Annotated in this window: 21 protein-coding genes; all 21 read right to left on the bottom strand. The window is 29.7% G+C overall.

Going from position 1 to position 26,538, the window contains the following annotated elements; translation table 11 throughout:
- Positions 1-16 precede the first annotated feature (16 nt).
- Positions 17-700 carry a cytidylyltransferase domain-containing protein gene (locus ACQY5W_RS10870; protein WP_428024993.1) on the bottom strand — a complete coding sequence of 228 codons (684 nt, stop codon included), beginning with the start codon at positions 698-700 and terminating at the stop codon, positions 17-19.
- Complete coding sequence (locus ACQY5W_RS10865) at positions 700-1,746, bottom strand: nucleotidyltransferase family protein (RefSeq protein ID WP_428024992.1); 1,047 nt, start codon at positions 1,744-1,746, stop codon at positions 700-702. Before ACQY5W_RS10865 ends, ACQY5W_RS10870 begins: the two co-directional genes overlap by 1 nt.
- A complete protein-coding gene (locus ACQY5W_RS10860; RefSeq protein WP_428024991.1) occupies positions 1,746-2,963 on the bottom strand; it encodes an N-acetyl sugar amidotransferase in 1,218 nt (405 codons plus the stop codon). The genes ACQY5W_RS10865 and ACQY5W_RS10860 overlap by 1 nt, the downstream gene beginning before the upstream one ends.
- Before the next feature lie 12 nt (positions 2,964-2,975).
- The gene (gene hisH / locus ACQY5W_RS10855) at positions 2,976-3,578 is read right to left on the bottom strand and encodes an imidazole glycerol phosphate synthase subunit HisH (protein ID WP_428024990.1); all 603 of its coding nucleotides are present in this window, start codon (positions 3,576-3,578) and stop codon (positions 2,976-2,978) included.
- On the bottom strand, positions 3,575-4,330 hold the full coding sequence (gene hisF / locus ACQY5W_RS10850) for an imidazole glycerol phosphate synthase subunit HisF (protein WP_428024989.1): 756 nt from the start codon (positions 4,328-4,330) through the stop codon (positions 3,575-3,577). Before hisF ends, hisH begins: the two co-directional genes overlap by 4 nt.
- The gene (gene neuC / locus ACQY5W_RS10845) at positions 4,327-5,487 is read right to left on the bottom strand and encodes a UDP-N-acetylglucosamine 2-epimerase (protein WP_428024988.1); all 1,161 of its coding nucleotides are present in this window, start codon (positions 5,485-5,487) and stop codon (positions 4,327-4,329) included. Before neuC ends, hisF begins: the two co-directional genes overlap by 4 nt.
- A complete protein-coding gene (gene neuB, locus ACQY5W_RS10840; protein ID WP_428024987.1) occupies positions 5,488-6,486 on the bottom strand; it encodes an N-acetylneuraminate synthase in 999 nt (332 codons plus the stop codon). It lies immediately after the preceding gene.
- Positions 6,483-7,061 (bottom strand): NeuD/PglB/VioB family sugar acetyltransferase, encoded by a 579-nt coding sequence (locus ACQY5W_RS10835; protein ID WP_428024986.1) that lies wholly within the window; start codon positions 7,059-7,061, stop codon positions 6,483-6,485. Before ACQY5W_RS10835 ends, neuB begins: the two co-directional genes overlap by 4 nt.
- Positions 7,058-8,197 carry a LegC family aminotransferase gene (locus ACQY5W_RS10830; protein ID WP_428024985.1) on the bottom strand — a complete coding sequence of 380 codons (1,140 nt, stop codon included), beginning with the start codon at positions 8,195-8,197 and terminating at the stop codon, positions 7,058-7,060. The genes ACQY5W_RS10835 and ACQY5W_RS10830 overlap by 4 nt, the downstream gene beginning before the upstream one ends.
- A gap of 20 nt (positions 8,198-8,217) precedes the next feature.
- Positions 8,218-9,192 (bottom strand): NAD-dependent epimerase/dehydratase family protein, encoded by a 975-nt coding sequence (locus ACQY5W_RS10825; protein ID WP_428024984.1) that lies wholly within the window; start codon positions 9,190-9,192, stop codon positions 8,218-8,220.
- Positions 9,189-9,722 carry a hypothetical protein gene (locus ACQY5W_RS10820; protein WP_428024983.1) on the bottom strand — a complete coding sequence of 178 codons (534 nt, stop codon included), beginning with the start codon at positions 9,720-9,722 and terminating at the stop codon, positions 9,189-9,191. The genes ACQY5W_RS10825 and ACQY5W_RS10820 overlap by 4 nt, the downstream gene beginning before the upstream one ends.
- Positions 9,703-11,442 (bottom strand): ABC transporter ATP-binding protein, encoded by a 1,740-nt coding sequence (locus ACQY5W_RS10815; RefSeq protein WP_428024982.1) that lies wholly within the window; start codon positions 11,440-11,442, stop codon positions 9,703-9,705. The genes ACQY5W_RS10820 and ACQY5W_RS10815 overlap by 20 nt, the downstream gene beginning before the upstream one ends.
- 160 nt (positions 11,443-11,602) lie before the next feature.
- Complete coding sequence (gene tviB / locus ACQY5W_RS10810) at positions 11,603-12,850, bottom strand: Vi polysaccharide biosynthesis UDP-N-acetylglucosamine C-6 dehydrogenase TviB (RefSeq protein WP_428024981.1); 1,248 nt, start codon at positions 12,848-12,850, stop codon at positions 11,603-11,605.
- Complete coding sequence (locus ACQY5W_RS10805; RefSeq protein WP_428024980.1) at positions 12,850-13,920, bottom strand: NAD-dependent epimerase; 1,071 nt, start codon at positions 13,918-13,920, stop codon at positions 12,850-12,852. Before ACQY5W_RS10805 ends, tviB begins: the two co-directional genes overlap by 1 nt.
- 16 nt (positions 13,921-13,936) lie before the next feature.
- Entirely contained in the window at positions 13,937-15,106 is a 1,170-nt protein-coding gene (locus tag ACQY5W_RS10800; RefSeq protein ID WP_428024979.1) for a nucleotide sugar dehydrogenase, read from the bottom strand.
- A gap of 7 nt (positions 15,107-15,113) precedes the next feature.
- On the bottom strand, positions 15,114-16,151 hold the full coding sequence (galE, locus tag ACQY5W_RS10795) for a UDP-glucose 4-epimerase GalE (RefSeq protein WP_428024978.1): 1,038 nt from the start codon (positions 16,149-16,151) through the stop codon (positions 15,114-15,116).
- Positions 16,152-16,178: 27 nt separating this feature from the next.
- Positions 16,179-16,760, bottom strand: a complete 582-nt coding sequence (locus ACQY5W_RS10790) for a Wzz/FepE/Etk N-terminal domain-containing protein (RefSeq protein WP_428024977.1) — start codon at positions 16,758-16,760, stop codon at positions 16,179-16,181.
- Positions 16,761-16,928: 168 nt separating this feature from the next.
- On the bottom strand, positions 16,929-17,216 hold the full coding sequence (locus tag ACQY5W_RS10785) for a YciI family protein (protein WP_428024976.1): 288 nt from the start codon (positions 17,214-17,216) through the stop codon (positions 16,929-16,931).
- Positions 17,217-17,272: 56 nt separating this feature from the next.
- Positions 17,273-17,665, bottom strand: coding sequence for a hypothetical protein (locus tag ACQY5W_RS10780; protein WP_428024975.1), 393 nt, complete (start codon positions 17,663-17,665; stop codon positions 17,273-17,275).
- 37 nt (positions 17,666-17,702) lie between these two features.
- The gene (rpoC, locus tag ACQY5W_RS10775; protein ID WP_428024974.1) at positions 17,703-22,229 is read right to left on the bottom strand and encodes a DNA-directed RNA polymerase subunit beta'; all 4,527 of its coding nucleotides are present in this window, start codon (positions 22,227-22,229) and stop codon (positions 17,703-17,705) included.
- Complete coding sequence (gene rpoB / locus ACQY5W_RS10770; RefSeq protein WP_428024973.1) at positions 22,222-26,367, bottom strand: DNA-directed RNA polymerase subunit beta; 4,146 nt, start codon at positions 26,365-26,367, stop codon at positions 22,222-22,224. The genes rpoC and rpoB overlap by 8 nt, the downstream gene beginning before the upstream one ends.
- Positions 26,368-26,538: the final 171 nt, after the last annotated feature.

Genomic DNA, 26,538 nt, shown 5'->3' with positions numbered 1-26,538 from the left:
TTTTATTCTATACAATCTATTTCTGTTTTAAAACTTTTGCTATTTCAAAGTCTAATTTAGTATCTATATCTATAGAATTATTTTGATCCATTTTATATCCAAAAATATTCTTTTTTATAAAGAAGCTTTTTTCTCTCAAGAAATTTTCAATTCTACATATATAAATAGCTCCATTGAGTCTAAAATATTTTGGTAAATCTTGACTTCTAGTATTTTTTATTTCTTCGTTTATAAAGTTTTCCATACTATCATCAACTGGTAGTGTATTACTCCATAATGGACTATGTGCCATTTCACAGATTGAAATAACAGCTTCTGCATTTTTTCTATCTAAAAGCTCAATAGCCTCATCTATATGTACTTCAGTTCTTAGAGGACTTGTTGGTTGTAATAAAACAATAAAATCATATTGTTCAGTATTTTGAAGAGTATGCATGATCGTATCAAATGTAGTTGTTGTATCTTGTGCCAGTTCTTGAGGTCTTTTAAGAGTTTTTGCACCGTATTCTTTAGATATCTTAAGAATGTCGTCACAATCACTTGTGACAATTACATCGTCAATATATTTACTTCTTAAACCTGCTTCAATACTCCAAGCAATTAAAGGCTTTCCTGCTAAATCAAGTATGTTTTTTTTAGGTAGTCTTTTACTTCCTCCTCTTGCAGGAATAACGGCTAAGAATTTTTTCTTTTTAAACATTAAAAAACCTTATCGTATTCATCATTTGCCCTTTTATACTCCTCTATTCTTCCTATATCAAGCCAGTACTCACGAATTGGGAAAGATACTATTTTTTTCTCTTCTTTGATTAATTTATCAAATAGAGTTGGCATATCATAAAAAGTATTTTTAGGAATGTAATCTAAGGCTTCAGGAGATAACATATATATTCCGGCATTTACAAAAAACTTGTGTACTGGTTTCTCTTCAATTGATAATATATTGCTATTTTCTATATTTACTACACCGTAAGGAACCTGTAAATCATATTCCCTAACACACATAGTCCCTATTGAATGATAACTATTGTGATAGTTTTCTAAAGCTTCAAAATTTATATTTGTTAGTAAATCACCGTTCATTACAAAAAAAGGTCTATCCGGTTTTTCTGTTAAAAGGCTCAGGGCACCTGCTGTGCCCATTCTTTGTTCTTCATATATATATTCAATATTAACTCCGAACTTACTTCCATCTTCAAAATATTCTTTGATCATATGAGATTTATAATTTACACACATTATAATATTAATATATCCGTATTCGGCAAATTTTTCTACAATAGTATGTAAAATTGGTTTATTCCCCACAGTTAACATAGGTTTGGGAATATTTTCAGTTAAAGGTCTAAGTCTTGTTCCAAGTCCTCCTACCATTAAAACTACTTTATTGGGTCTATTCTCTTTTGATATAAGTTCATCTAAAATTTCTAATCCAATTAAGTTTCCGCTATTGTCAACAACAGGTATTTGATGTATTTTTTTTCTTTTACATATATTTAATATCTCTTCTCTGGAGTTATTGATTGTTACAAAGGTAGATTCTTTAAAGTAAACATCTTTTATGTTATCAGTTAGCGATATACTCCTTAAAAGTGCTCTTCTTATATCCCCATCACTTATTGTACCTAGAAGCTTTTTATTATCATCTACTACAATAGCTAATTGCTTTGAACTTTTATCTATTTTCTCAAGAACTTCTAAAATAGTAGAAGATTCATATACAATTATATCTTCGATGTCTTTCATTATTTATTTTCTTTCCAAATTGGGTGTTTTAGTTCCCATTTACCATATTTCTTATCCCATAAATGTGGAGTTCTAAATTTTTCTATTGTATCATAATAATTTTGTAATGAAATACCCATATAATCACAACAATCTTTAATATATTGTTCTGGAAATTCTCCATCAAATCTTTTTATTAAAGATATTCCTTCTTCTCTGGTAATATCTCCGTTCCTAACTTCTTGTGCTGAATCGTAAGTTGCTCTACCAATACCAAACTTAATATGTGTAGTATGATAATGTAACCAATCAATTTTATCATCTAGTGAACTATATTTACTAAAACTACCTTCTGTTCTATGATCATTAGGCATAAAATCACTATTTTCTACTGAATAATAATATGTTTCTTGAGGATGCCATTTAACATAATATCCTAAATAATGTACCTCTGTACCTGTTTTTTCTATTTCATATGGATTAACTGGAAAATATGCTTCTAAATCTGATAATTTGAAATTATGTTTTTCAATTAACTCTTGTGCAGAAACTCCACCTAATACTAAATCTTTAATACTAAGTTCAGCACTGTAATATTTAGGATCTCTTGTAGGTTTTTCATTATCCTCTATTGCATTACCATATTCAGCTTCATTTTCACCAAATATTACTAAAGGAATATCTAATAAAACTGAAAGTCTTGGTGCTAAATTCTTTTGTCCTAAGATGAATGGTTGAAAAGGATGACCTAAATTTAAAAATGCACTTCTTGTCAAAAACCTATGTAACTTTTTATTCTGATTATATGTATAATTTGCAAAACCTGCATTCAACCAGGAGTCGAAATTTCTTCTACCTATTTCTGTATAAAGAGCAGGTGGCCAAGTTATCAAAATTGGATTCATATTATATTTATACTTTAACATATGAGCAGCTTGAACACTATCTTTACCTCCACTACCAGGTACTACAACATCATAACGCCCATCATTTCTTCTAAACTTATTACACAATTCTTCAAGTTGTTTATGTCGTTCTTCCCAATTTATAGTTTTTTTCTTTTCTGCATATTTACAAGCTTCACATATTCCATCTTCATTAAAAGCTAATGTTCTTTTCTTTTCACCTTCTTTTTGTTTAAATTCAACAGTAGAAGAAGGTCTTTGATTATTCATTGTACATTTTTTACAAAACTTTACTTCTAATGGTAATCCATACTTTCCAAATTCTTCTTTCATATTCATAAACCTTTATAAGTTAATAAAATTTTCGAAAAGTTTTATACCAGCTTTTCTACTTTTCTCTGGATGAAACTGAACTCCATAAATATTATCCTTTTGAATAGAAGAAACAAATTTATGACCTAAATAATCTGTTAAAGAGAGTATATCTGTATAATTAACAACTTCATAAGAATGCATAAAATAGAACTCTTCTTTCTCTAGACCTTTTAATATAGGATTTGACTTCACAACTTCAATAGTATTAAAGCCGACATGAGGTACTTTGCCATTTACAATCATAGGTTTGACCTCTGCTTTAATAATATCTAGTCCATTTGTTATACCATATTCAAAACCTAAACTAGAAAGGATTTGCATTCCAAGACAAATTCCTAAAACAGGCTTACTCTTCATAGCTTCTTTTAAAGGTTCAATAAGCTTTTCATTTTCTAATTCTGTCATAGCATCTTTAAAGCTTCCAACACCAGGGATAACGATTTTATCTACGCCTGTCATATCTTCTTTTTTATTGATTACTTTTACAGTGCCACCGGCTTTTACTATTGCTTTTTTAATACTATGAATATTACCTGCTATACCATAGTTAATAATACCAATTAAATTACTCATTTTGAAACCTCAATACCATTACTTCTTAAATATTCTTTAATCTCTTTTATTGTTGTTGTTTTATAATGAAGCAATGAAGCTATTGCAACACCACTTGGTTTAACAAACTCGATTAATTCTTTTATATCTTCTAAACTACCCGCACCGCTTGATACAACAACTGGAATATTTACACTGTCGACAACTTTCTTAGCTAACTCAAGATCAAAGCCTTTTTTTCTACCATCTGTATCAACACATTGCAAAAATATTTCTCCAGCACCTCTTTGCTCAACTTCTTTTACCCACTCGATAACATCTTTATTACTTTGAACTCTACCACAATCAGTATAGCATTCATAGTAATTTTTCCATCTTTTAGCTTCTATATTTACAACTACAGCCTGATTTCCGAATATCTCGGCAGCCTGGTTAATAATATCTGGGTTTTCCTGTAAAGCATAAGTATTTATTGATACTTTATCCGCTCCACAATGAAATAGCTTAGAAAAATCTTCTATAGTTTTAACTCCTCCACCTACACCAAAAGGAATAAATATTTCATTTGCTGTTTTTTCGATCTCATCAAAAAGTATCTCTCTTTGATATAATGAAGATACTATATCAATATACATGATTTCATCTGCACCTTGTTCATAATACTCTTTTGCTATCTCTGAAGGAAGCCCTATTTTTCTCAATCCCTCAAAATGAACAGGTTTGACGACATACGGTGGTTTTACATCAAGTTTTGCGATTAGTCTTGTATTCAATTTTTACTCCTAAATTTAATGTCAAAAAAATTTTTTTTCAATAATGTATCAAAATCCATAGATTTCAATATATTTAATATCTTTTCGCTAGAACAACCATCTCCATAAGGGTTTACTATTTCTTCTTTTAACTTCTTATTAAAAACTAAATTAAAAGAGTTCAAAATGTCATGTTTTTCAGGTTTTGTGTCTATTATACTATTTGCCTTTAGACGCCCTTTTTGTCTATCTCCGATATTTATCGTTGCTATTTTAAAAGAGGGAGCTTCTATAATTCCACTTGAACTATTTCCTACTATAGCATCAATAAATTGAAGAGAAGAAAGATACCTGAGCTGTCCTAAAGATATGAAGGCAATAGATTTTTCTGGATTTTTAATAACATATTCATCAAGCATTTGATTTATAATTCTTCCATCAGTATCGCTATTAGCTTTAGTGAATATAATATGAGTATCTTTCAACTCATCTAAAGCATCTAATAATTCTTGAAATTGTTCTTTTGAAGTTTGCTTTTCCAATGTTACTGGATGAAAAGTCACTAAAATATTCTTTTTATTTAATTTAAAGTTAATAGATTTTTCAAATTTATCTCGTGTTAAAAGTTTTAACCGTTTGATATTTTCTATACCCATCCCTCCAACATTAAAAACTCTACTTGGTTCTTCACCTAATTGAATCACTCTATTTCTATACTCTTCTGATGCGACGAAGTGCAAATGACTCATTTTTGTAATACTATGTCTTATAGCTTCATCAAAAGCACCTTCTGTAGTTTCACCACCATGAAGGTGTGCAATTGGGATCTTTGCTATCATTGCTGCGCTAGCAGCAGAAAGCATTTCATATCTATCACCTAATATAATTACTAAATCCGGTGCTAATTCATTATAGGCCTCAGAAAAACTTATTTGAGCTAATCCCATAGATTTTGATATCCCTATAGGAGTATCTGATGAAAGCAGCATTTCAATTTTTTTATCTATCTTAAATTCTTTTTCTATTTCTTTATATGTTAAGCCAAATTCCGGACTTAAATGCATCCCTGTAACAATTAATTGTAAGCAGAAATCACTCTGGGATTCAATCTCTTTTATTAACCAATATAAAAGTCCATATTCGGCTCTAGTTCCCGTTACTATACATATTTTTTTCATTTAAATTAATTCATCTTCTTTATAATCTTTTTTTGCTATGCTGCCAATTATTTCATCCCATTGCATAGGGTTTATTCCTGATCCTGGTCTTTTTATGGTTAAATTTTTATCAGTTAAAACTTCCCCTTTTTTTATATCACAGTTTGCAACTATTGATTTTCTTGCAATAACAATATTTTTAGATTCACTTTTAGACGGTTTTTTTATTCCATTTCCCAATGCCGCTTCAATATTTCGTATGGATGTTACCATTGCCATAAGCTCATCTGGCTCTAGACTGGCTTTATGATCTGGACCTTCCATGTTTTTATCTAATGTAAAATGTTTTTCTATACAACTTGCTCCCATAGCAACTGCTGCAGTAGGAACCTCTATACCCAATGTATGATCACTATATCCGTAATCTATATCAAATGTATTGCCGATGGTAACCATCGCTTTTAAATTCACATCTTCCATTGGTGTAGGGTATTCTGTATTTGCATGTAATATAGTAATATTTTCTTTCTGGGTTCCAGATTCAATGAGTATATCTAAGGCATTTTCTATCTCACCGATATCTGACATACCAGTAGATAAAATCACTTTTTTATTTAGTTTTCCTATATGCCTTAAGTATGGAAGGTTTGTAATTTCCCCACTTGGTATTTTAAATATCTTTAATCCCAATTCTGCTAAAAGATCTATGCTGTCATGATCAAAAGGAGTTGAAAGAAACATAATCTCTTTTTCTTCACAATACTTCATTAATTCATTATGTGTATTAAGATCCAATTCTAATTTTTTGATCATATCAAATTGAGATTCTTCAGCATCAGTAGTTTGCTTTTGATATTCTGCTTTCTGTGCATTTTTAGATACTAGATTTTCTGTTTTAAAAGTTTGGAATTTTACTGCATCTACTTCCGCTTCTTTAGCTACATCAATAAGCTTTTTTGCAGTTTCAATAGAACCATTATGGTTTACTCCAGCTTCTGCAATTATAAATACTTTTTTCATTTGACAAGACTCCCCGCTTTTATAAATCCATGAATTTCACTATACTGCTTTGATGTACTATTACTCCCAATAAATGTGTTAGCTTTAACAAAAACACCACCATTAAGGATAGTTCCCGTAGAAATGTGACAATGGTCTTCAATTATTACATCATGCTCAACCAAAGCTTTTGAATTTATTATACAGTTTTTACCTATTTTTACATTTGCGTTAACAAGTGCATGATGCATTATTATTGTGCCTTCCTCAATAAAAGAATATTTTGAGACATAGGAAAATGGTGAAATAATAGTGGGTAAAGAGAAACCGATATTTTTTAATTTTTTATATAGATTTACTCTAACCTTATTATCATATAAATGACCAACTGTAATAAGTGCATTTTTAATATCTTTAAAAATCACTTTTAGATCATCGTCACAGCCAATAATTTCATAATCAAATATATTAGAACCTATCATTTCTTTCTTATCTATGATACCAGCGATTTCATATTTGTTTTCTCTTTCAATGATATCAATCGCACTTCTACAATGTCCACCACCACCGATTAAGATTATTTTTTCTTTTTTCATATCCTGACCGAACTTGGTATATTTATAATTCTTTCTTCAAGATATTTTGCATTTTTTAAATTGCTCTTTTGGCAATCTGTAAACATCTCTAACTCATTCATAAGTTTCCATATAGGTCTGGTCATAACTCCATTACTATTTGTAAAAGATAAAAAATCATCTCTTTGAGATATATCTTTAACTAAAACTGCATGTAACCAATAATTAGATATTGTATTTTCAGGTTCCATGATAAAATCAATATTTGGAATATCTTTAAAAAACTCTTGATATTTATTTGCCAAATCTCTTTTATTCTCTAAAAATTTTTCTAATTGTTCTAATTGTGCAACTAACAATGATGCATTAAGATTTGGCATTCTGTAGTTATAGCCAATTTCATCATGAACATATTCAAAAGGGTGAGGGATTTTTGCAGTAGTTGTTATATGTTTTGCTCTCTTGGCTAATGCTTCATCATCTGTTACAATTACTCCGCCACCACCTGAAGTAATAATCTTATTCCCATTAAAGCTAAATGCAGCCAATTTACCGAACGTACCGGTATGCTTACCTTTGTAATAACTTCCTAATGACTCTGCACTATCTTCTACTAAAGTAATATTCCATTCTTCACATATATTCTTAATTTTATCTATCTCACAAGGATGACCAAAAGTATGCATAGGAACACATGCTTTAATGGTCTTTTTTGTAGTTTTATTAATACATTTATTTCCATTGATCTCACAATTTTTCACTAAAAACTCTACTAAAGAGTCCGGTGACATTCCCATCGTACCTAAATCAACATCTATAAATATGGGCTTTGCTCCTATATAAGAAATTGCGTTACAAGTTGCAATGAAAGTCAATGGCTGTGTAATAACTTCATCATCTTTTTCTACATTTGCTAAAATAAGCGAAACATGTAAAGCTGCTGTCCCATTTACTGTTCCAATTGCAAATTTTGAACCCACTTTTTTGGCAAATTCTTCCTCAAAAATATCCACATATTTTCCTACACTAGAAACAAATGTAGAATCTATACAATCATTTAAATATTTTTTTTCATTTCCTATAAATCTAGGCTCATGTAAAGGAATAAAATCTTTTGTGTTAAAACTCATTTTAATAAAATCTACTATCTTTTGCATATATGACTCAATATTATAATTTATACATTTTTATATTTTTTATCATCAGGATCATTGATAAATCCGTCTCTTACTATTTGTATAACTTGTTTAATACCATCTGGCACTTTTTTGGTAACTTTGAAGTCAAGTTCATTTTTGATTTTTTCAAAAGAAACTCTATAATCTCTAGGGTCCTCTTCTTTTTTTACATATTTGATTTTACTTTCCGGTAATTGTTTTTTTATCTCATCAACTATCATTTGTTTTTGATAATTTTCATTTGAGTCACCAACATTAAATACATTAAAAGCTACTTTTTCTTCTTCTGCTTCAATAACTGCTATTACACCTCTTGATAAATCTACTACATGGCAATATGGTCTCCAAAATTGTTCACCAAATACTACTAGCTCCCTGTTCATTGCTAACTCTTTTGTAAATTCATTTACTGTTAAATCAAATCTAATTCTTGGAGACAATCCATATACAGTAGAAAATCTTAGACAAGTAGGTTTTGCTTCGTTGTTTTTATCTTGTGATAATAAATATTTTTCAAACTCTACTTTTGTTTCTGCATATAAAGAAACAGGTTTTAACTCAGATTCTTCATTAACATATGAATTTGAGTCTTCCATTTTTCCATAATTACTACATGTAGATGCAAATACGAATCTTTTTATACCCATCTCATTTGCAACTTGGTAAGTTAGTTTTGCACCATTTAAATTAATATCTTTTGTTAACTCCGGATCTACTGCACAGGCTGGATCTCCTACAATAGAAGCTAAATGAGCAACATAGTCAATATCTTGCATAGCTTTAATTAAATCTTCTTTATTTCTAATGTCACCTTTGATAAAATCAAAATTATCATCATTTAAAAGCTCTACGATGGCTTCTCCTCCAAAAGATAAATTATCTAAAACTCTAACAAAATAACCTTTTTTTAATAGTAATCTTACTAAAACACTTCCAATATATCCTGCTCCACCAGTAACTAAAACTTTTTTCACTTATTCTTCTCCATTTTATTTATTTTATCTACGACATATCTAGCAAAAGCAAAACTACAAGTAAATGCTGGACTTACTGCATTTAAAATATGTGTTGCATTTTTATCATGTTCTATCATAAAATCTTGCACTAACTCATTTGTTTGTTTATTTAGAAGTTGTGCTCTAATACCTGCAGGCATAGGTTTAAAATTATCTTCTATATTTTTAACCACATCTTTTGCTTTTTTCGTAAATACACTAGAATCATAATTTTTTATCTCTTCTATTGCCAAATCTCGAAAGTTAAAACTATTTAAGATAAATAATTTTGTTTCGTAGTATAATATTTCAATCATTTCTTTTAAATTAAAGTTACTTATACCATGGTAATTTTCTCTCCAAAAAGCAGGAATTGCAACATCCTCTTCTTTATCAATAATAGCTATAGTTGCATTTGGGTACTTTCCCCTCAGTTTATAAGTAATACTCATCCCTATGATACCTGCACGAACTATTAAATAATCATACTTATCTATTCTTTGATTCAACTATTGCTCCATTTTCAAGCTTTATGATCTTATCACATTTTTCTACAGTACTAAGTCTATGTGCTATCATTATAATGGTCTTACTGCCACTCATACTGTTAATAGCTTTCATTACTTCTCCTTCTGTTTGATTATCCAGTGCACTTGTAGCTTCATCTAGTACTAATAGATCTGGATTGTGGTAGAGTGCTCTAGCTATACCTAATCGTTGCCTTTGTCCACCCGAAAGTCGTACACCTCTTTCACCTATGATAGTATCATATCCTTGTTCAAGTTTATTAATAAATTCATGAACTTGAGCCATTTTAGCTACTTGTTCTACCTGTTCCATATTTATATTTTCTTTTTCTATCCCAAATGCTATATTACTTGTTATCGTATCATCAGATAAAAAGATATTTTGAGGTACATAGCCTATAGCATTTTGCCATTGGCGAATGTTATGTTTTGTTAATTCTTTTTTATCTATGATTATTTTCCCTTCAGTGGGAGTTAAAAGTCCCAGAATTATATCTAAAAGGGTACTTTTACCCGCTCCTGTAGTACCTATTATTCCTATTGTTGTGTTTGCTTGTATTTGGATATTAATATTTTTTAAAACTGATATTTTTGTATTTGGATAAATAAACTCTAAGTTTTGTAGCTGTAACTCTTTTTTTAGTTGCAGCCTTTTATTATCATTATTTAAGTTTATATTATCTATCGTAACGTGTAAATCATTTATAATATTGTTTACAGCTGAAATACCAAATTTCATTGAGGAAAGAGATTTATACACATTTTGCACAGCAGGTTTTAGTTTTAGAGCTCCTAATGAATAAAGTCCAAGTACCGGTAAAAGTGTCCCTATATCTACCTCATTAGTTATAAGTGCGTACAATGCTATTGTTAGTAGTGCTCCAAAAGCTATAACTTCTACTAAAAATTGTGGTATCTCTCCAAGTGTTTGACTTATAAGCTGATAATTTGAAAATTCATATGATGGTTTTTTGAAGTTATTTAGGTAAATCTTTTCTCTACCTAAAATTTTAAGATCTTTGATACCCCATATTGTTTCAGAAGTTATTTTAAAACGTTTACTATTTGCTTTATCTCTTTTTTGACCTATTTTTGTAATATATTTACGTACAAAAATATACATCATTATGTAAAAACCTCCAACAACTAAAGCAAGTATCATTGCCAATACAGGATCTACCATCACAAGAAATCCAATAAGTCCTACTGAAAGTATACTATAAGTGAGCACATTTAAAGAAGGAAGTATTGATTGGCTTATAGCTAAATCAGTTTCAGAAAGTATAACTTTAGTTATTTCACTGCTATTTTTTGAAAGAAAAAAGCTGTAAGGTCTATGAAGATAATTTTTAAGTAATTTTTGTCCTAAACTATGTCGTCGCAAGTTTGAAAAGCGGAATTTTGCATAACTAGTAACACTACGTACGATGGCACTGATTAATAACATTAAAAAAGCAAAGCAACCTAAAACTACTAAAAAGCTATTTTTATCTTGAAAGTTAAAAAAGTTATATATACTATTTAGATATTTGTTTGTTTCTATAGTTTCCGGGTTCCCTAGAACTGCTAAAAAAGGCATAATAGATCCTATTCCTATTATTTCTACAAATGCCATTATTATCATTAAAAATAAAAGTTGAAATACCCGTTTTTTTTCATGAGGATTAAATAGCAACCAAATTTGTTTATACATTTCTATCATTTTTTATTCTTTTATTTAATTAATATATTATAATATTTTAACTTACTTTTTTATGGATATGTCTGTTTCTTATAAAGGCTATAGTTCCGAGAGTATATCCAATACTTACTAAAAATTTCTTTTTGTTATATATGATTATTACAAAGTAGTATTTTTATAATTATAATCTTCCATCAATTTCATCTAAAATAAATTTAATATCAAACACCACATTATCATCTGCTTTTAACTCTAACTTTTTAAATTGATTATGTGCCACTGCTAACACTATAGCTTCATATTTTGAAGAATCTAAACTATCTATCAAGTCCAGGTTATACTCATGTTTCACTTCGTCTTTATCTGCACACGGGTCATATACATCAATATTGCATCCAAACTCTTTTAACTCTTCTATTACATCTATGACCCTTGAATTTCTTATATCTGGGCAGTTCTCTTTAAAAGTGATACCAAGAATTAAAATGTTCGAACCTTCAATTTTATGGCCTTTTTTTATCATAAGTTTTATTACTTGATTTGCTACATAAATACCCATATTATCATTTAATCTTCTTCCTGCTAGAATGATTTCAGGGTTATATCCTACTTGTTGGGCTTTATGGGTCAAGTAGTATGGATCCACACCTATACAGTGTCCCCCTACAAGGCCAGGCCTAAAGGGAAGGAAATTCCATTTTGTACCTGCAGCTTCAAGTACTGCATTTGTATCTATATTTAATTTATTAAAAATGATTGCAAGTTCATTTACGAATGCAATATTAATATCTCTTTGAGAATTCTCTATAACTTTTGCAGCTTCTGCTACTTTAATTGTAGGAGCCAAGTGAGTTCCAGCAGTGATAATAGAAGCATACAGATCATTTACTCTTTCTCCAGTTTCAGGTGTTGAGCCTGATGTTACTTTAAGTATTTTTGTAACTGTATGTTCTTTATCTCCAGGATTAATTCTTTCAGGGGAGTAACCGCAGAAGAAATCCTCATTAAATTTTAATCCTGATACTTTTTCCAACACAGGTACACAATCCTCTTCTGTAGCTCCGGGGTATACTGTAGACTCATAAATTACTATGTCATCTTTTTTTAAAACTTTTCCTATTGTTTCACTTGCCTTTATAAGCGGTGTTAAATCAGGTCTTTTATTTTTATCAATAGGAGTTGGAACTGTTACGATATAAATATTACAATCTTTAATATCATCAACATTTAAAGTAAATTTCATATTATTTGATAAAGCTTCGTTTACTTGAACTTCACTTAATTCTAAAGTTCTGTCATATCCTTTATTTAATTCATCTATTCTCCAAGATGATATATCAAACCCTACCACTTCATATTTTAAAGAAAAAGCATGAGCTAAAGGAAGACCAACATAACCAAGGCCTATTATGCATATTTTATCACTCACTATTTTGTCTCCACATTAAAAAATTCTAAATACCAATCAATAAAATTATTAATTCCTTCTTGTACTGGTGTTTTAGGTTTATAATCTAAATCTTCAACTAAATCTGTTACATCTGCATAAGTAGCAGGAACATCTCCAGCTTGAATTGGTAGCATATTTTTTTCTATTTTTTTACCTAATTTATTTTCTATAGCTTCTATAAAATCCATAAGCTTAACAGGATTATTGTTTCCAATATTATATATTTTATAAGGTGCAGATGATGTTGAGGGTTCTTTTTTATCCCAACTTTCGTTTGATTTAGCTGGATTATCAATAACTCTTATTATTCCTTCTACAATATCATCTACATATGTAAAATCTCTTAACATATTTCCGTTATTAAATACATCTATTGCTTTTCCTTCTAAAGCAGCTTTTGTAAATAAAAAAAGTGCCATATCTGGTCTTCCCCATGGACCATATACAGTAAAAAATCTAAGCCCAGTAGTAGAAATACCAAAAAGATGAGAATAAGTATGAGCCATAAGTTCATTTGACTTTTTACTAGCAGCATAAAGTGATATGGGATGATCAACATTATGATTAGTAGAAAATGGCAATTCTTCATTTAATCCATATACAGATGAGCTACTGGCATATGATAGATTTTTTACATTATTATGTCTGCATGATTCAAGAATATTCATAAATCCTATAATATTACTATCCATATATGCATCTGGGTTTGTAAGAGAGTATCTAACTCCAGCTTGAGCAGCAAGATTACAAACAGCATCAAATTTTTCTTGTGAAAAAAGAGCCATCATTGCCTCTTTATCTTCTAAATTTAATTTAATAAATTTATAATTTGAGTTTATTGAGGATGTTAATAATCTACCATAAGAAATATTTTCTCCTTCTTCAAGTGAATTAATTATACCTCCGCTTTGAAGTCTTCCATATTTTACATTTTGGTCATAGTAATCATTGATATTATCTAATCCTACTACTTCATCTCCACGTTCTAAAAGTTTTATGGCTAGGTGACTACCAATAAATCCAGCTGTTCCTGTTACTAATATCTTCAATTTATTCCTTCTTTTATCAACTATCACTATTAAAAATATCTCTTGTATAAACTTTGTCTTTTACATCAAGAATATCTTCACTTAATCTATTTGCAACTATTACATCTGATATATTTTTAAACTCTTCTAAATCTTTGATAACTTTTGAGTTAAAAAAATTATCTTCTTCTATAACTGGTTCATAAACAACGACTTCGATTCCTTTTGCTTTTATTCTTTTCATAATACCTTGAATAGCTGAACTTCTAAAATTATCACTTCCTGATTTCATTACAAGTCTGTAAATACCAACTATTTTTGGTTTTTTAGCTAAAATAGAATCTGCTATAAAATCTTTTCTTGTACTATTTGATTCAACAATGGCATTAATCAAATTAGATGGTACATCAGCATAATTTGCTCTAAGTTGTTTTGTATCTTTGGGTAAACAATATCCACCATAGCCAAAAGATGGATTATTGTAATGATTTCCAATTCTAGGATCTAATCCAACACCTTCAATTATTTGTTTTGAATCTAAATTATGAGATTGAGCATAAGAATCTAATTCATTAAAATATGCAACTCTCATTGCTAAATATGTATTTGCAAAAAGTTTTATGGCTTCTGCTTCTGTCGAATCTGTAAAAAGAATATCAATATTTTCTTTTATTGCACCTTGTGCTAATAAGTTTGCAAATACTGTTGCTCTCTCACTTTTTTCACCAACAATTATTCTTGAAGGATATAAGTTATCATATAAAGCAAGTCCTTCTCTAAGAAATTCTGGTGAAAATATGATATTATCAGTTTTGAATTTTTCTCTTAATGTTTTTGTATAACCAACTGGAATAGTTGATTTGATTACCATTGTAGTATTTGAATTTATACTTAATACATCTGCAATAACATACTCTATTGATTTTGTATTAAAATAATTTGTTTCAGGGTCATAGTCTGTTGGAGTTGCAATTATTACATAATCAGCATCTTTATAGGCTTCTTCTTTATCTAATGTAGCTGTAAAATTTAAATCATCTCTTAAAAGATATTCTTCTATCTCTTTATCTTCTATTGGCGATTTTTTATTTTTAAGCATTTCTACTTTTTCAGGAATAATATCTAATGCAACTACTTCATTATGTTGAGAAAGTAAAATACCATTTGATAATCCTACATATCCTGTACCCGCTATTGCAATTTTCATACTTTAATTAACCTTTCTTATATCCATTTGGATTATTCTTTTGCCATCTCCAGCTATCAATGCACATCTGTTCTAATGTTCTTTTAGCTTCCCAATTTAAAATTTCTTTTGCATATGTTGGATTTGCATAGCATTTTGAAATATCACCTAATCTTCTATTTACTATTTTATATGGTATTTTCTTATTACTTGCTTTTTCATAAGCTTTTATTATATCAAGAACAGAATATCCAATGCCAGTTCCAATATTTACAATCAAAGGAACATTATTATTAGCCATCAAATCTAAATAATTTAATGCTTTAACATGAGCATCAGCTAAATCTAGCACATGAATATAATCCCTTACTCCTGTACCATCATGTGTATCATAATCATCTCCAAAAACATTTAAATACTCTCTTTTAGCAACCGCAACTTGAGAAATATATGGCATTAAATTATTTGGTATACCAGAAGGATCCTCTCCTATTAACCCAGATTCATGAGCACCTACAGGATTAAAATATCTTAATATTGCTATTTTAAATGAATTATCAGAAATATATAAATCTTTTAAAACTCTTTCAACCATGAATTTACTAGTTCCATATGGGTTTGTTGTATTACCGATTGGATTATTTTCTGTTAAAGGAATATAATTTTTTGAATCGATTTCATTATAAACTGTTGCAGAACTTGAAAATACAATTTTTTTACAATCGAACTCTTTCATAACTTCAAGTAAGCATAAAGTTCCATATACGTTATTATTATAATACTCAAGCGGAGTTGAAACTGATTCTCCAACAGCTTTAAGTCCAGCAAAATGAATAACAGAATCAATATTATATTTAGAAAATAGCTTTTTCAAAGCTTCTTTATCTCTAATATCTCCTTCTTGAAAAATAACATCTTTATTTATAATTTTTTCTACAGCCTTAATTGAAGCTTGTGAAGAATTTGAAAGATTATCATAAACTATGAACTCATATCCAGCATTATTAAGTTCTACTAAAGTATGGGTACCTATATAGCCAGCACCACCTGTTATTAAAATATTCACTTTATATTCTTTTTAAGTTTTTTCAGTTTAAACATCTTTTTTTAAACTTTGAATAAAATCAATCAATAAAACTAAAAAAATTGATAATATAAATCCTGTTATAAAAGCAACAGATACTATTAGTTTTTTCTTTGGTTTATTTATGGGATTATCATCAATTTTTATTTTTCCAATTTGTTTTGACATTATATAATTTTTATAAAATTTTACTTTTTCTTTATGTCTATTAATTATAAAATCAATAGCTGTTTCAAGCTCTTTTCTAATATTATCTTTATCTATACTTTTTACACTTAATTCAATCAAATCATTTGTTTTACTAGGTAAAGTAGAATCTATATTTAGTTTTACTTTAATTATTTCTGATAAATTATTAGGATTATCTAAATACATAGTTCCAAAAGATTCACTATGTAATTCTCCAATTTCAAATAACACTTTACCCTCATAAATTGGTTCTGGATTCTTAAAAAAAGCATAAAAACCAGCAAAAATAGTAATTATCATAGTAAAAGAAACTATAAAATATTTTCTGTGCCAAATTGTTTTAAATAATTCTCTTAAATCTATTTCATCTTCATAACTACATTGTTGCTTAATATCTTGCAATTTGATAAATCCTTTCCTTAAACTTGTAAAATAGTATCTTTTTAATGTCGGATTTTATCTAAAGTTATCTTTTTTATATGTTAAATTGATTAACCATATATTTCTATATTAAAAAATTTATAATAAAAGTTAGATTAGAATAAAAGCCAATAAAAACTTGTCCTATTATTATGCTTTAGGCATTATCTTTATAGGTACGATTTGAATCTCTTCCATATCCCAAACTCCGCCTTTAACATATGGCTCATTTTCTAACCATTCATTAAATTCATCTTCTGTTTCAAAGTTTGTTAATACTGATGAACCAACCATAATATCATCTTCAATTAATGCACATGCACTTACGATTTTACCTTCAGCCATAAGTTTTTGAGTAGCTTCTACGTGAGCTGGTCTTGATGCCATTCTTTTATCTAATACATTTTCATTATCATAAGCTATTACTAAATATTGCATACTATTCCTTTTATTTTTTGCTTATTATAGCTAGAATAGATGATAAAAATATAAAATTAGTTAAAAATCATGCCATTTGCAAAGGCAAAAGAAGCAGGATATATTAAAACATTAAAGTATCTAAAGAAAGTTGTTATTTTAATATTTATTGGCATTACTTCATGTATTTCAAATCCAGAACTAAGTTTTTGCATCATATTGATTTTAAACGCCATATCTAAAAACTTAATACCTATAATCGAAAGCATCCAAAAATTAAAATTATTAAGGTAAATTGTTACGGCAAGAGCATAAAAAAAACTTGCATGTAAGATAAAATATAGAAAAATATTTTTTTTGTAAATTTGATAGTTATTATAAATCAATCCATAAAGATTGTCATGTTTTTGCCAGTTTGATTCAAAAAGTTCAACGGCAATAAAAAGTAGAAGTAGTGAGTATAAATCCATTGTTAAATGTATAACAATAGAGCAAAAGCTCTATTGCCTATTCTTCTAAGTCTTTAAACTTAACTTTTTGATTTTTATAAAGACCTGTTCCAACTGGTATAGTTCTACCAATTACAACGTTTTCTTTTAAGTCTTCTAACATATCCATTTTAGCACTAATTGCAGCTTCCGTAAGAACTTTAGTAGTCTCTTGGAAAGATGCAGCAGAAATAATAGAATCTGATGTAACAGCAGCTCTTGTAATACCTAAAAGTAATGGATCAGCAATCGCAGGTTCTCCACCTAATCTCATAATTCTTTCATTTTCCATTTGGAATCTTTTCTTAGAAACCATATCTCCAACGATAAACTTAGTATCTCCACCATCAAGTATAGAAACTTGTCTTAACATTTGAGATAAGATAACCTCAATATGTTTATCCGCAATATTTACCCCTTGAGATCTATATACTTGTTGTACTTCAGAAACAATAAAATAATGAAGTGCTTTTTCACCTAAAATTCTAAGTACATCATGTGAAGCAACTTGCCCATCTGTTAATGCCTCACCAGCATGAACAAACTCACCTTCATGTACTAAAATTTGTTTAGATTTATCAACTAAATATTCAACTTTATTACCTTTATCATCAGTAATAATAACTCTTTGTTTGCTTCTTAAACTTTTACCAAAAGTTACAACACCATCAAATGATGCAAGTACTGCTATATTTTTTGGTCGTCTTGCTTCAAATAATTCAGATACTCTTGGAAGACCTCCAGTAATATCTTTTGATTTTTGAGAAGCTTTTGGCGTTTTACCAATAATATCAGCAACTTCAACTTTTTGACCTTCACTAACAAAAAGTGAAGTTTTAGGATCTAAAGCATATCTTATTAGCTCTTTTGATTCAGTAGCTAATACGATAGTTGGTTTATATCCTGCAGGAACATACTCATTAATAACTAATTTAGAAGTACCTGTTAAATCATCAAATTGTTCAGATGCTGTAAGACCTGGAATAATATCTTCAAATGTTACAGTACCAGCTTTTTCAGAAATTGTTGGGTTAGCATATGGATCCCACTCTGCAATTACAACTTGCTCAGTACCTTCTGGTTTAGAAAGTATTGTATCTTTTTCAACATCCGTACTATCATTTAGCTCTAAAACAGAACCTCTTGAAATATAGTGTCTTAATGCTTCTCTATCATCGCCATCAACGATTACGGCAAAAAGTCCTTTTTCAACAACTTTATGTCCTGCTCTAATATCTGGTCTTCTTTCTAAATAATCTCCAATTAATTTATAATATTTAATTGAACCTTTAGCTCCAGAAGTAACAACAGTTGTAATTGGAGCTCCATCTCTTACTTTTAATTCAGATGCAAAAGGAATTCTGTTTGGAACATTCCATCCGTCTTTAATCATCTCTACGATTGATTCATTTTCATTAACTTCTTCACCATTTGAATATGGTAAATATAGTTTACCTTCTATTTTACCAGATACACCAGCAAGTTCATTTGGTCTTGCTACGTCATTCTTTCTTAAATAGAATTTTTTCTCATCTTTACCATTTGTAATTGTTAAAATTGTCTCTTCATGAAGAGTTTCAACTGTAACTTTTCCTTTAAATGGTGCATTAATTTTTGGCTCAACAAGTAAAATACCTGCATTTCTTCTATTTGCAACAATTAATTTTTCAGCTTTAGATACATAAGTTTTGATATTATAATATCTAATAAAACCTTCTTTATCTGCTCTTAATTCTCTCTCAGTTTGAGTTGCACTAGCAGTTCCCCCAACGTGGAAAGTTCTAAGCGTAAGCTGTGTTCCTGGCTCCCCAATTGATTGTGCTGCAAGTACTCCAACAGCTTCACCTGGATTTGCTTTTCTTTGCTCACCAAGATTTAGACCATAACATTTTGAACATAATCCGTTTTCTTCTTTACAAGTTAATGGAGTTCTAATTACTACAGATTTAACTTCTGATTCTCTTACAATTTTTGCATCTTCTTCAGTTATTAATGTACCTTCAGTAAATAAAATCTCATTAGATATAGGATCAATAATATCTTCAGCTATTACTCTTCCTGTAATTCTCTCTTCTAAACTCTCAATTAACTCATTACCGCTTGATAAGTCAGTAATTTCAATACCTTCATGAGTTCCACAATCTTCAGCTGTAATTCTTACATTTTGAGAAACGTCAATTAGTTTTCTTGTTAAATAACCAGCATTTGCAGTTTTAAGTGCAGTATCGGCAAGACCTTTTCTAGCTCCGTGAGTTGAAATAAAGTACTCAAGTACGTTTAGCCCCTCTTTAAAGTTAGAGATAATTGGTGTTTCAATAATAGAACCATCTGGCTTAGCCATAAGTCCCCTCATACCTGCTAACTGTCTAATTTGAGCTGCAGACCCTCTAGCCCCTGAATCAGCCATCATATAAATAGAGTTAAATCCATTTTTATCAGTTTCAACAAGTTCCATCATCTCTCGACCAAGTTTATTATTAACTTCTGTCCAGATATCAATGATTTTATTATATCTTTCTTGCTCAGTTAATAAACCTTGAGCAAACTGTTTTTGTACTTCAATAACTTCTTTTTTAGATTTAGCAATGTGCCCAGATTTTGTTTCTGGAACTCTAATATCATCAATAGAAACAGAGATACCTGCATCTGTTGCATATCTAAATCCTAGATTTTTAAGGTTATCTAAGAATCTTGGAGTTACTTCATATCCACCATGTTTATAAATATAATCAACTAAAGTACCAATATCTTTTTTCTTTAAAATTTTATTCCATAATTCTAAAGGAACAAAATCAGGTAAAATATTATGAATAATAAGTCTTCCTACAGTTGTATGAATAATTCTATCATCAATTTTTGTTCTAATTTTTGCATGTAAATCTACTTGTTTCATCTCTAAAGCGATAACTGCTTCATCAACACCTGTAAATAATTTATGCTCACCTTTTACACCATCTTTTTCCAATGATAGATAATAAATACCTAAAATCATATCTTGTGAAGGTACAGCAATAGCACGACCTGATGCTGGTAAAAGAATGTTCATTGAACTCATCATAAGAATTTTTGCTTCAGCAATTGCTTCTTGTGATAAAGGCACGTGAACTGCCATTTGGTCACCATCGAAGTCGGCATTAAATGCAGAACAAACTAATGGGTGTAATTGAATAGCTTTTCCATCAATTAACGTAGGGTGAAATGCTTGAATTGAAAGTTTATGAAGAGTTGGTGCTCTATTTAATAAAATAGGATATTCATCAACAATTTCACTTAAACATTCCCATACTTCATTTGTTTCAGCTTCAATCATTCTTTTCGCTGATTTTAATGTAGTTGCATAACCTTTTTCTTCTAGTTTTGCCATTAAATGCGGTTTAAATAACTCTAAAGCCATTTTTTTAGGAATACCACATTGATCCATATTAAGTGATGGTCCAACAACGATTACAGATCTTCCTGAGAAGTCAACCCTTTTTCCAAGTAAGTTTTGTCTAAATCGCCCTTGTTTCCCTTTAATAATTTCAGATAAAGATTTAAGAGGTCTTTTATTTGCACCCTTAACAGCATTTGCAGTTTTACCATTATCAAATAGTGCATCAACCGCTTCTTGAAGCATTCTTTTTTCATTTCTTTGAATGATTTCAGGTGCATCAAGTTCTGATAATCTCTTAAGTCTGTTATTTCTGTTGATAACTCTTCTATAAAGGTCATTTACGTCTGAAACTGCAAATTTTCCACCATCAAGTGAAACAAGTGGTCTTAAGTCTGGTGGAAGAACTGGAAGTTGAGTTAACATCATCCATTCAGGTCTATTTCCAGAGTTAATAAAGTTTTCAACAACTTTTAATCTTTTGATAATAGTTTTACTTTTAGCTTCAGATTTAGTAGATTGCATCTCTTCTTTTAAGCTATGTAATAATTCCATTAAATCAAGATTTTCAAGTAAATCTCTTACAATTTGTCCACCCATGTTTGCTTCAAAACCAGTGTGTTCAAAGTGATCATAAATTGTTCTATATTGCTCTTCATTTAAAATATCATATTTCATTACTTTTTTAGTATGCTCATTGTCATAATAAGCTTCACCTGGCTCATTTACAATGTATGCTTCATAATATAATACTCTTTCTAAATCTTTTAATTTAACACCTAGTAATGTACCAATTCTTGTAGGAAGTGAGCTAACCATCCAGATATGTGCAACAGGAGATACTAAATCAATATGTCCCATTCTGTGTCGTCGCACCTTTGCAGAAGTTACTTCAACCCCACATTTTTCACAAACAACACCTTTATATCTCATCTTTTTATATTTACCACAAAGACACTCATAATCTTTTACTGGTCCAAAAATTTTAGCACAAAAAAGTCCATCTCTTTCTGGTTTAAGTGTTCTATAGTTAATTGTTTCAGGTTTTTTAACTTCTCCACAAGACCAAGAAAGAATTTTTTCTGGACTTGCTAATCTTAATTGAAACGCTGAAAAATCTTGCGGTCTTTCTAATTCTTTAATTTCAATTGGCTCTAATACTGTATTTTTACTCATTATCTTCTACCTCGTCAAAAATCTCTACATCTAAACCTAAAGCTTTTAACTCTTTTGTTAATACAAAGAAAGTTTCAGGAACACCTGATTTTGGAACATTTTCACCATTTGAAATTGCTCTATAAGCTCTTGTTCTTCCTTCAACGTCATCCGATTTTGTTGTAAGCATTTCTTTTAGAACAGCAGTTGCTCCATAAGCTTCCAATGCCCAAACTTCCATCTCCCCAAATCTTTGACCACCAAATAGTGCTTTTCCACCAACTGGTTGTTGTGTTACAAGAGAATAAGGTCCAGTAGATCTTGCATGTACTTTTTCATCAACTAAGTGGTGAAGTTTAAGCATATACATATAACCTACATTTACTCTTTCTTTCATCTTATCACCAGTTTTACCATCAATAAGTTGAGTTTTACCATCTAAATCTATTTTTGCTAATTCAAATAATTTAACAAATTCGTCTTCTTTTACACCATCAAAAACTTGTGTTGCAAATCTAACACCTTTTGTCCAATCTTGTGCATGTTTAATTAACTCTTCGTCACTTAAATTAGCTAAGAATTCTTTACCATTCATAAGTTTTGCAACATCTGCAATCTCAGTCATTTTTGCTCTTAATTCTGCAACAAATTCAGTTCTTTTTGCATCAAAGATATCTTGGATTTGTGTTCCTAGTTTTTTACCAACTAATCCTAAATGTACTTCTAGAATTTGTCCAATATTCATCCTTGAAGGAACCCCAAGTGGGTTAAGAATAACATCAACTGTTGAACCATCTTCTAAATAAGGCATATCAACTTGTGGAACAATGTTAGAAACAATACCTTTGTTTCCATGTCGTCCAGCCATTTTATCCCCAACTTTGATTTTTCTCTTAGTTGCAATATAAACTTTAACTTGTTTGATTACACCAGATTGTAAAATATCATCGTGCTCAAGAACTTCAAGTTTTTCTTCATGATCTTTTCTTAATTGAGATTTTTGATTAATAAAATACTCTTTGATTTCATTATACTTATTCTCAACATTTTTGTCATATGAAGATACAACTTTTTTCATAGCAAATCTATTTACATTAGATAATACATCTAAAGGAATAGTTTCACCTTTTTTGTAAACTACTTCATCTAAATCAACATCTTTAGATAAAACTGCTTTTGATAATAAATCATTGATTTTTAAAATCTCTTCTCTATCAAGCATTAATAATTTATCATGGTGTTTTAAATCAAGTTCTGCTTTTTCTGATTCAATTTCAGCAATTGCTCTTGAATCTTTTTCATAACCTTTTTTAGTGAACACTTTAACATCAACAACAGTACCTTCCATTGAAGTAGGACAGTAAAGTGATTTGTTAATAACATGTCCAGCTTTTTCACCAAAGATAGCTCTTAATAGTCTTTCTTCAGGAGTTGGTTTAATTTCACCTTTAGGTGTAACTTTTCCAACCATAATCATACCTGGTTTGATATATGTACCAACCTTTACAATTCCTGATTCATCAAGGTGAGTAATTGATTCATCTTTTACACCTGGTAAATCTCTAGTAATCTCTTCATTACCGTGTTTTAATTCTCTACACTCTACTTCTTTTTCATAAATATGAACAGATGTAAATGCGTCTTCTTCAATTAGTCTTTGAGAAAGTATAATCGCATCTTCGTAGTTATATCCATTCCATGGCATAAAGGCAACACAAGCGTTAACACCAACTGCTAACTCACCTTTATCCATTGAAGGACCATCTGCAATTACTTGACCTTTTTCAACTAAATCACCTTCTTTTACAGCAATTCTTTGTCCAAAAGAAGTATTATTATTTGTTCTAACATTTTTATTTACGCTATAATGGTCAATAAATGCGCCATTTTCATCTTCACCTCTAACGTAAATATTTTTTGCATCTGCTTTTTCAACTATACCAGTTCTATTAGCTTTGATAGCTTCCCATGCGTCTCTTGCAACTGTTTTTTCTAAACCAGTTCCAACTATTGGAGCATTTGGTCTTAATAATGGAACAGCTTGTCTCATCATGTTTGATCCCATAAGTGCTCTGTTGGCATCATCATGCTCTAAGAAAGGAATAAGTGAAGCGGCAACCCCCATAACCATTTGAGAAGAGATATCAATTAAATCAACTTTATTTCTTTCAACTATTAAGATTTCACCATCTTGTCTAGCTTCAATTAATGGCTCAACAATTTTTCCATTATCATCAACTTTTGTAGAACCAGGAGCAATTAATAACCCCTCTTCTTGAGTTGCAGTTACATAAATAATTTCATTTGAAACTACACCATCATGAACTTTTTTATAAGGTGCTTCAATAAATCCTAATTCATTTACTTTTGCAAATGTAGAAAGAGTATTGATAAGACCAATATTTTGTCCCTCTGGAGTTTCAACTGGACAGATTCTTCCGTAGTGCGTTGGGTGAACGTCCCTTACTTCAAATCCAGCTCTCTCTTTAACAAGTCCACCTTCTCCAAGTGCAGAAAGTCTTCTTTTATGAGTAACTTCTGATAATGGGTTAGTTTGGTCCATAAATTGAGACAATTGTCCAGATGTAAAAAACTCTGTAATTGTTGATGTAATCATTTTAGAGTTAACTAAATCATGTGGCATAATATCTTCTAATGTACCAGATAATGTTGTCATTTTATCTCTAATTGCTTTTTGCATTTTGATTAAACCAGAGTGCATTTCATTAGCAAGTAATTCACCAATAGCTCTAATTCTTCTATTTCCTAAGTGATCTCTATCATCAATATGTCCATGACCTGATTTAACTTTTACAAGGTATTGAACAGTTTTGATAACGTCTTCATATGTAAGTGTTGTAACATATTCAGGAACATTTACACCTAACTTGTGGTTCATTTTCATTCTTCCCACTTTTGTTAAGTCATATCTTTCTGGATCAAAGAATAGTTTTTTAACGAAATCTTTTGCAGCTTCTTTAGTTACAGGCTCACCTGGTCTCATTACTTTATAAATTCTAATTGCAGCTAAATCGTTTTCATCTTCTAGTTGCTCAGTTTGTTTTAAAAGTTTTAAAGACTCTGCATCAGCAGCAAATGCGTTAATAATAGAATCATCAACACCATCAGCTAAATCATTTGCAATATCAAAAGAATCAAAACCTAAGTCAAGTAATTTTTTTAATTTTAATTCATCTAAATGAGTTAAAGAATCAAATAATACTTCACCAGATTCTGGATCAAATATTGTACTTGCTGTGCTTCTATCCATCAATAATTCAACTGGATATTCAACTAATTTTAATCCACCATCAACTAATGCTTTTGCTTTTCTAGCTGTTAATCTTTTTCCTGCACCAATGATTAAGTTACCTTTATCATCTTTGATATCAAATTCAACTCTTCCAGTAAAGTCATCAGGATTAAATTCTGTTAAGAATTTATTATTTTTAACTTTGATATTTAGTATAGGATAGAACATTTTGATAATGTCCTCTTTTGAATAACCTAATGCTCTAAATAGAATAGTTACTGGAACTTTTCTTCTTTTGTTGATTCTTACATATAATACATCTTTTGCATCATATTCAAAATATAACCATGAACCTCTATCAGGAATAATTTGTCCTGTATAGATTAGTTTATTTCCAGCAGTGTTTGATTCTTCTTCTTTAAAAATAACACCTGGCGATCTATGTAATTGGTTAACAACTACTCTTTCAACACCATTTACAATAAATGAAGTTCTATCAGTCATTAAAGGTATTTCTCTTACGAATAAAGACTGCTCTTTCATGTCTTTAACACCGATTTTTTCACCAGTTTTTTCGTTTACATCCCAAAGTGTTAATCTTATTTTGATTTTTAATGGAATTGAATAAGTAAGACCTCTAATCATAGACTCTCTTACATCATATTTTGGTTTTCCTACTTCACTTTCGATGTAGTCAAGAGTTATTCTACCTTGGGCATCATGAATAGGGAAAATTGATTTAAATACTTTTTCAATACCAGCATCATTTCTATTCTCTTTTCCTACCATTAAAAAATTGTCATACGAATTTTGTTGTAATTGTAATAAATTTGGAATTTCGATTTGTTGAGGATTTTTTGCAAAATCTACTCTAAGTCTATTACCAGATTTTAAAGAGTTTAACATTGTCGACCTTATAAAAAATGTGGTTTACTTTTAGCTTTGTATATAAAGCGCAAAAGCATCCTTAAAGGATAGGGTTAGAATTTGATCAAATTCTAACCTTAGCCTTCAAAGATGCTAGTCTTTATACAAGGCACAATGCCTTGTATAACAGCATAATTACAGGTGAGTAAT

This window comes from Arcobacter sp. (assembly GCF_050300555.1).
Classification (GTDB): domain Bacteria; phylum Campylobacterota; class Campylobacteria; order Campylobacterales; family Arcobacteraceae; genus Arcobacter.
Note: the sequence above shows the minus strand (reverse complement) of the source record. Positions and strands in the feature narration are given on the sequence as shown.

Bases quoted from the DNA above. Each gene is read 5' to 3' on its own strand.
- ACQY5W_RS10830 (WP_428024985.1), bottom strand. From the start codon at position 8,197: ATGCAAAAGATAGTAGATTTTATTAAAATGAGTTTTAACACAAAAGAT.
- ACQY5W_RS10835 (WP_428024986.1), bottom strand. From the start codon at position 7,061: ATGAAAAAAGAAAAAATAATCTTAATCGGTGGTGGTGGACATTGTAGA.
- rpoB (WP_428024973.1), bottom strand. From the start codon at position 26,367: ATGTTAAACTCTTTAAAATCTGGTAATAGACTTAGAGTAGATTTTGCA.
- ACQY5W_RS10800 (WP_428024979.1), bottom strand. From the start codon at position 15,106: ATGAAAATTGCAATAGCGGGTACAGGATATGTAGGATTATCAAATGGT.
- ACQY5W_RS10860 (WP_428024991.1), bottom strand. From the start codon at position 2,963: ATGAAAGAAGAATTTGGAAAGTATGGATTACCATTAGAAGTAAAGTTT.
- ACQY5W_RS10780 (WP_428024975.1), bottom strand. From the start codon at position 17,665: ATGGATTTATACTCACTACTTCTACTTTTTATTGCCGTTGAACTTTTT.
- ACQY5W_RS10865 (WP_428024992.1), bottom strand. From the start codon at position 1,746: ATGAAAGACATCGAAGATATAATTGTATATGAATCTTCTACTATTTTA.
- ACQY5W_RS10870 (WP_428024993.1), bottom strand. From the start codon at position 700: ATGTTTAAAAAGAAAAAATTCTTAGCCGTTATTCCTGCAAGAGGAGGA.
- ACQY5W_RS10815 (WP_428024982.1), bottom strand. From the start codon at position 11,442: ATGATAGAAATGTATAAACAAATTTGGTTGCTATTTAATCCTCATGAA.
- neuB (WP_428024987.1), bottom strand. From the start codon at position 6,486: ATGAAAAAAGTATTTATAATTGCAGAAGCTGGAGTAAACCATAATGGT.
- neuC (WP_428024988.1), bottom strand. From the start codon at position 5,487: ATGAAAAAAATATGTATAGTAACGGGAACTAGAGCCGAATATGGACTT.
- ACQY5W_RS10785 (WP_428024976.1), bottom strand. From the start codon at position 17,216: ATGCAATATTTAGTAATAGCTTATGATAATGAAAATGTATTAGATAAA.
- hisH (WP_428024990.1), bottom strand. From the start codon at position 3,578: ATGAGTAATTTAATTGGTATTATTAACTATGGTATAGCAGGTAATATT.
- rpoC (WP_428024974.1), bottom strand. From the start codon at position 22,229: ATGAGTAAAAATACAGTATTAGAGCCAATTGAAATTAAAGAATTAGAA.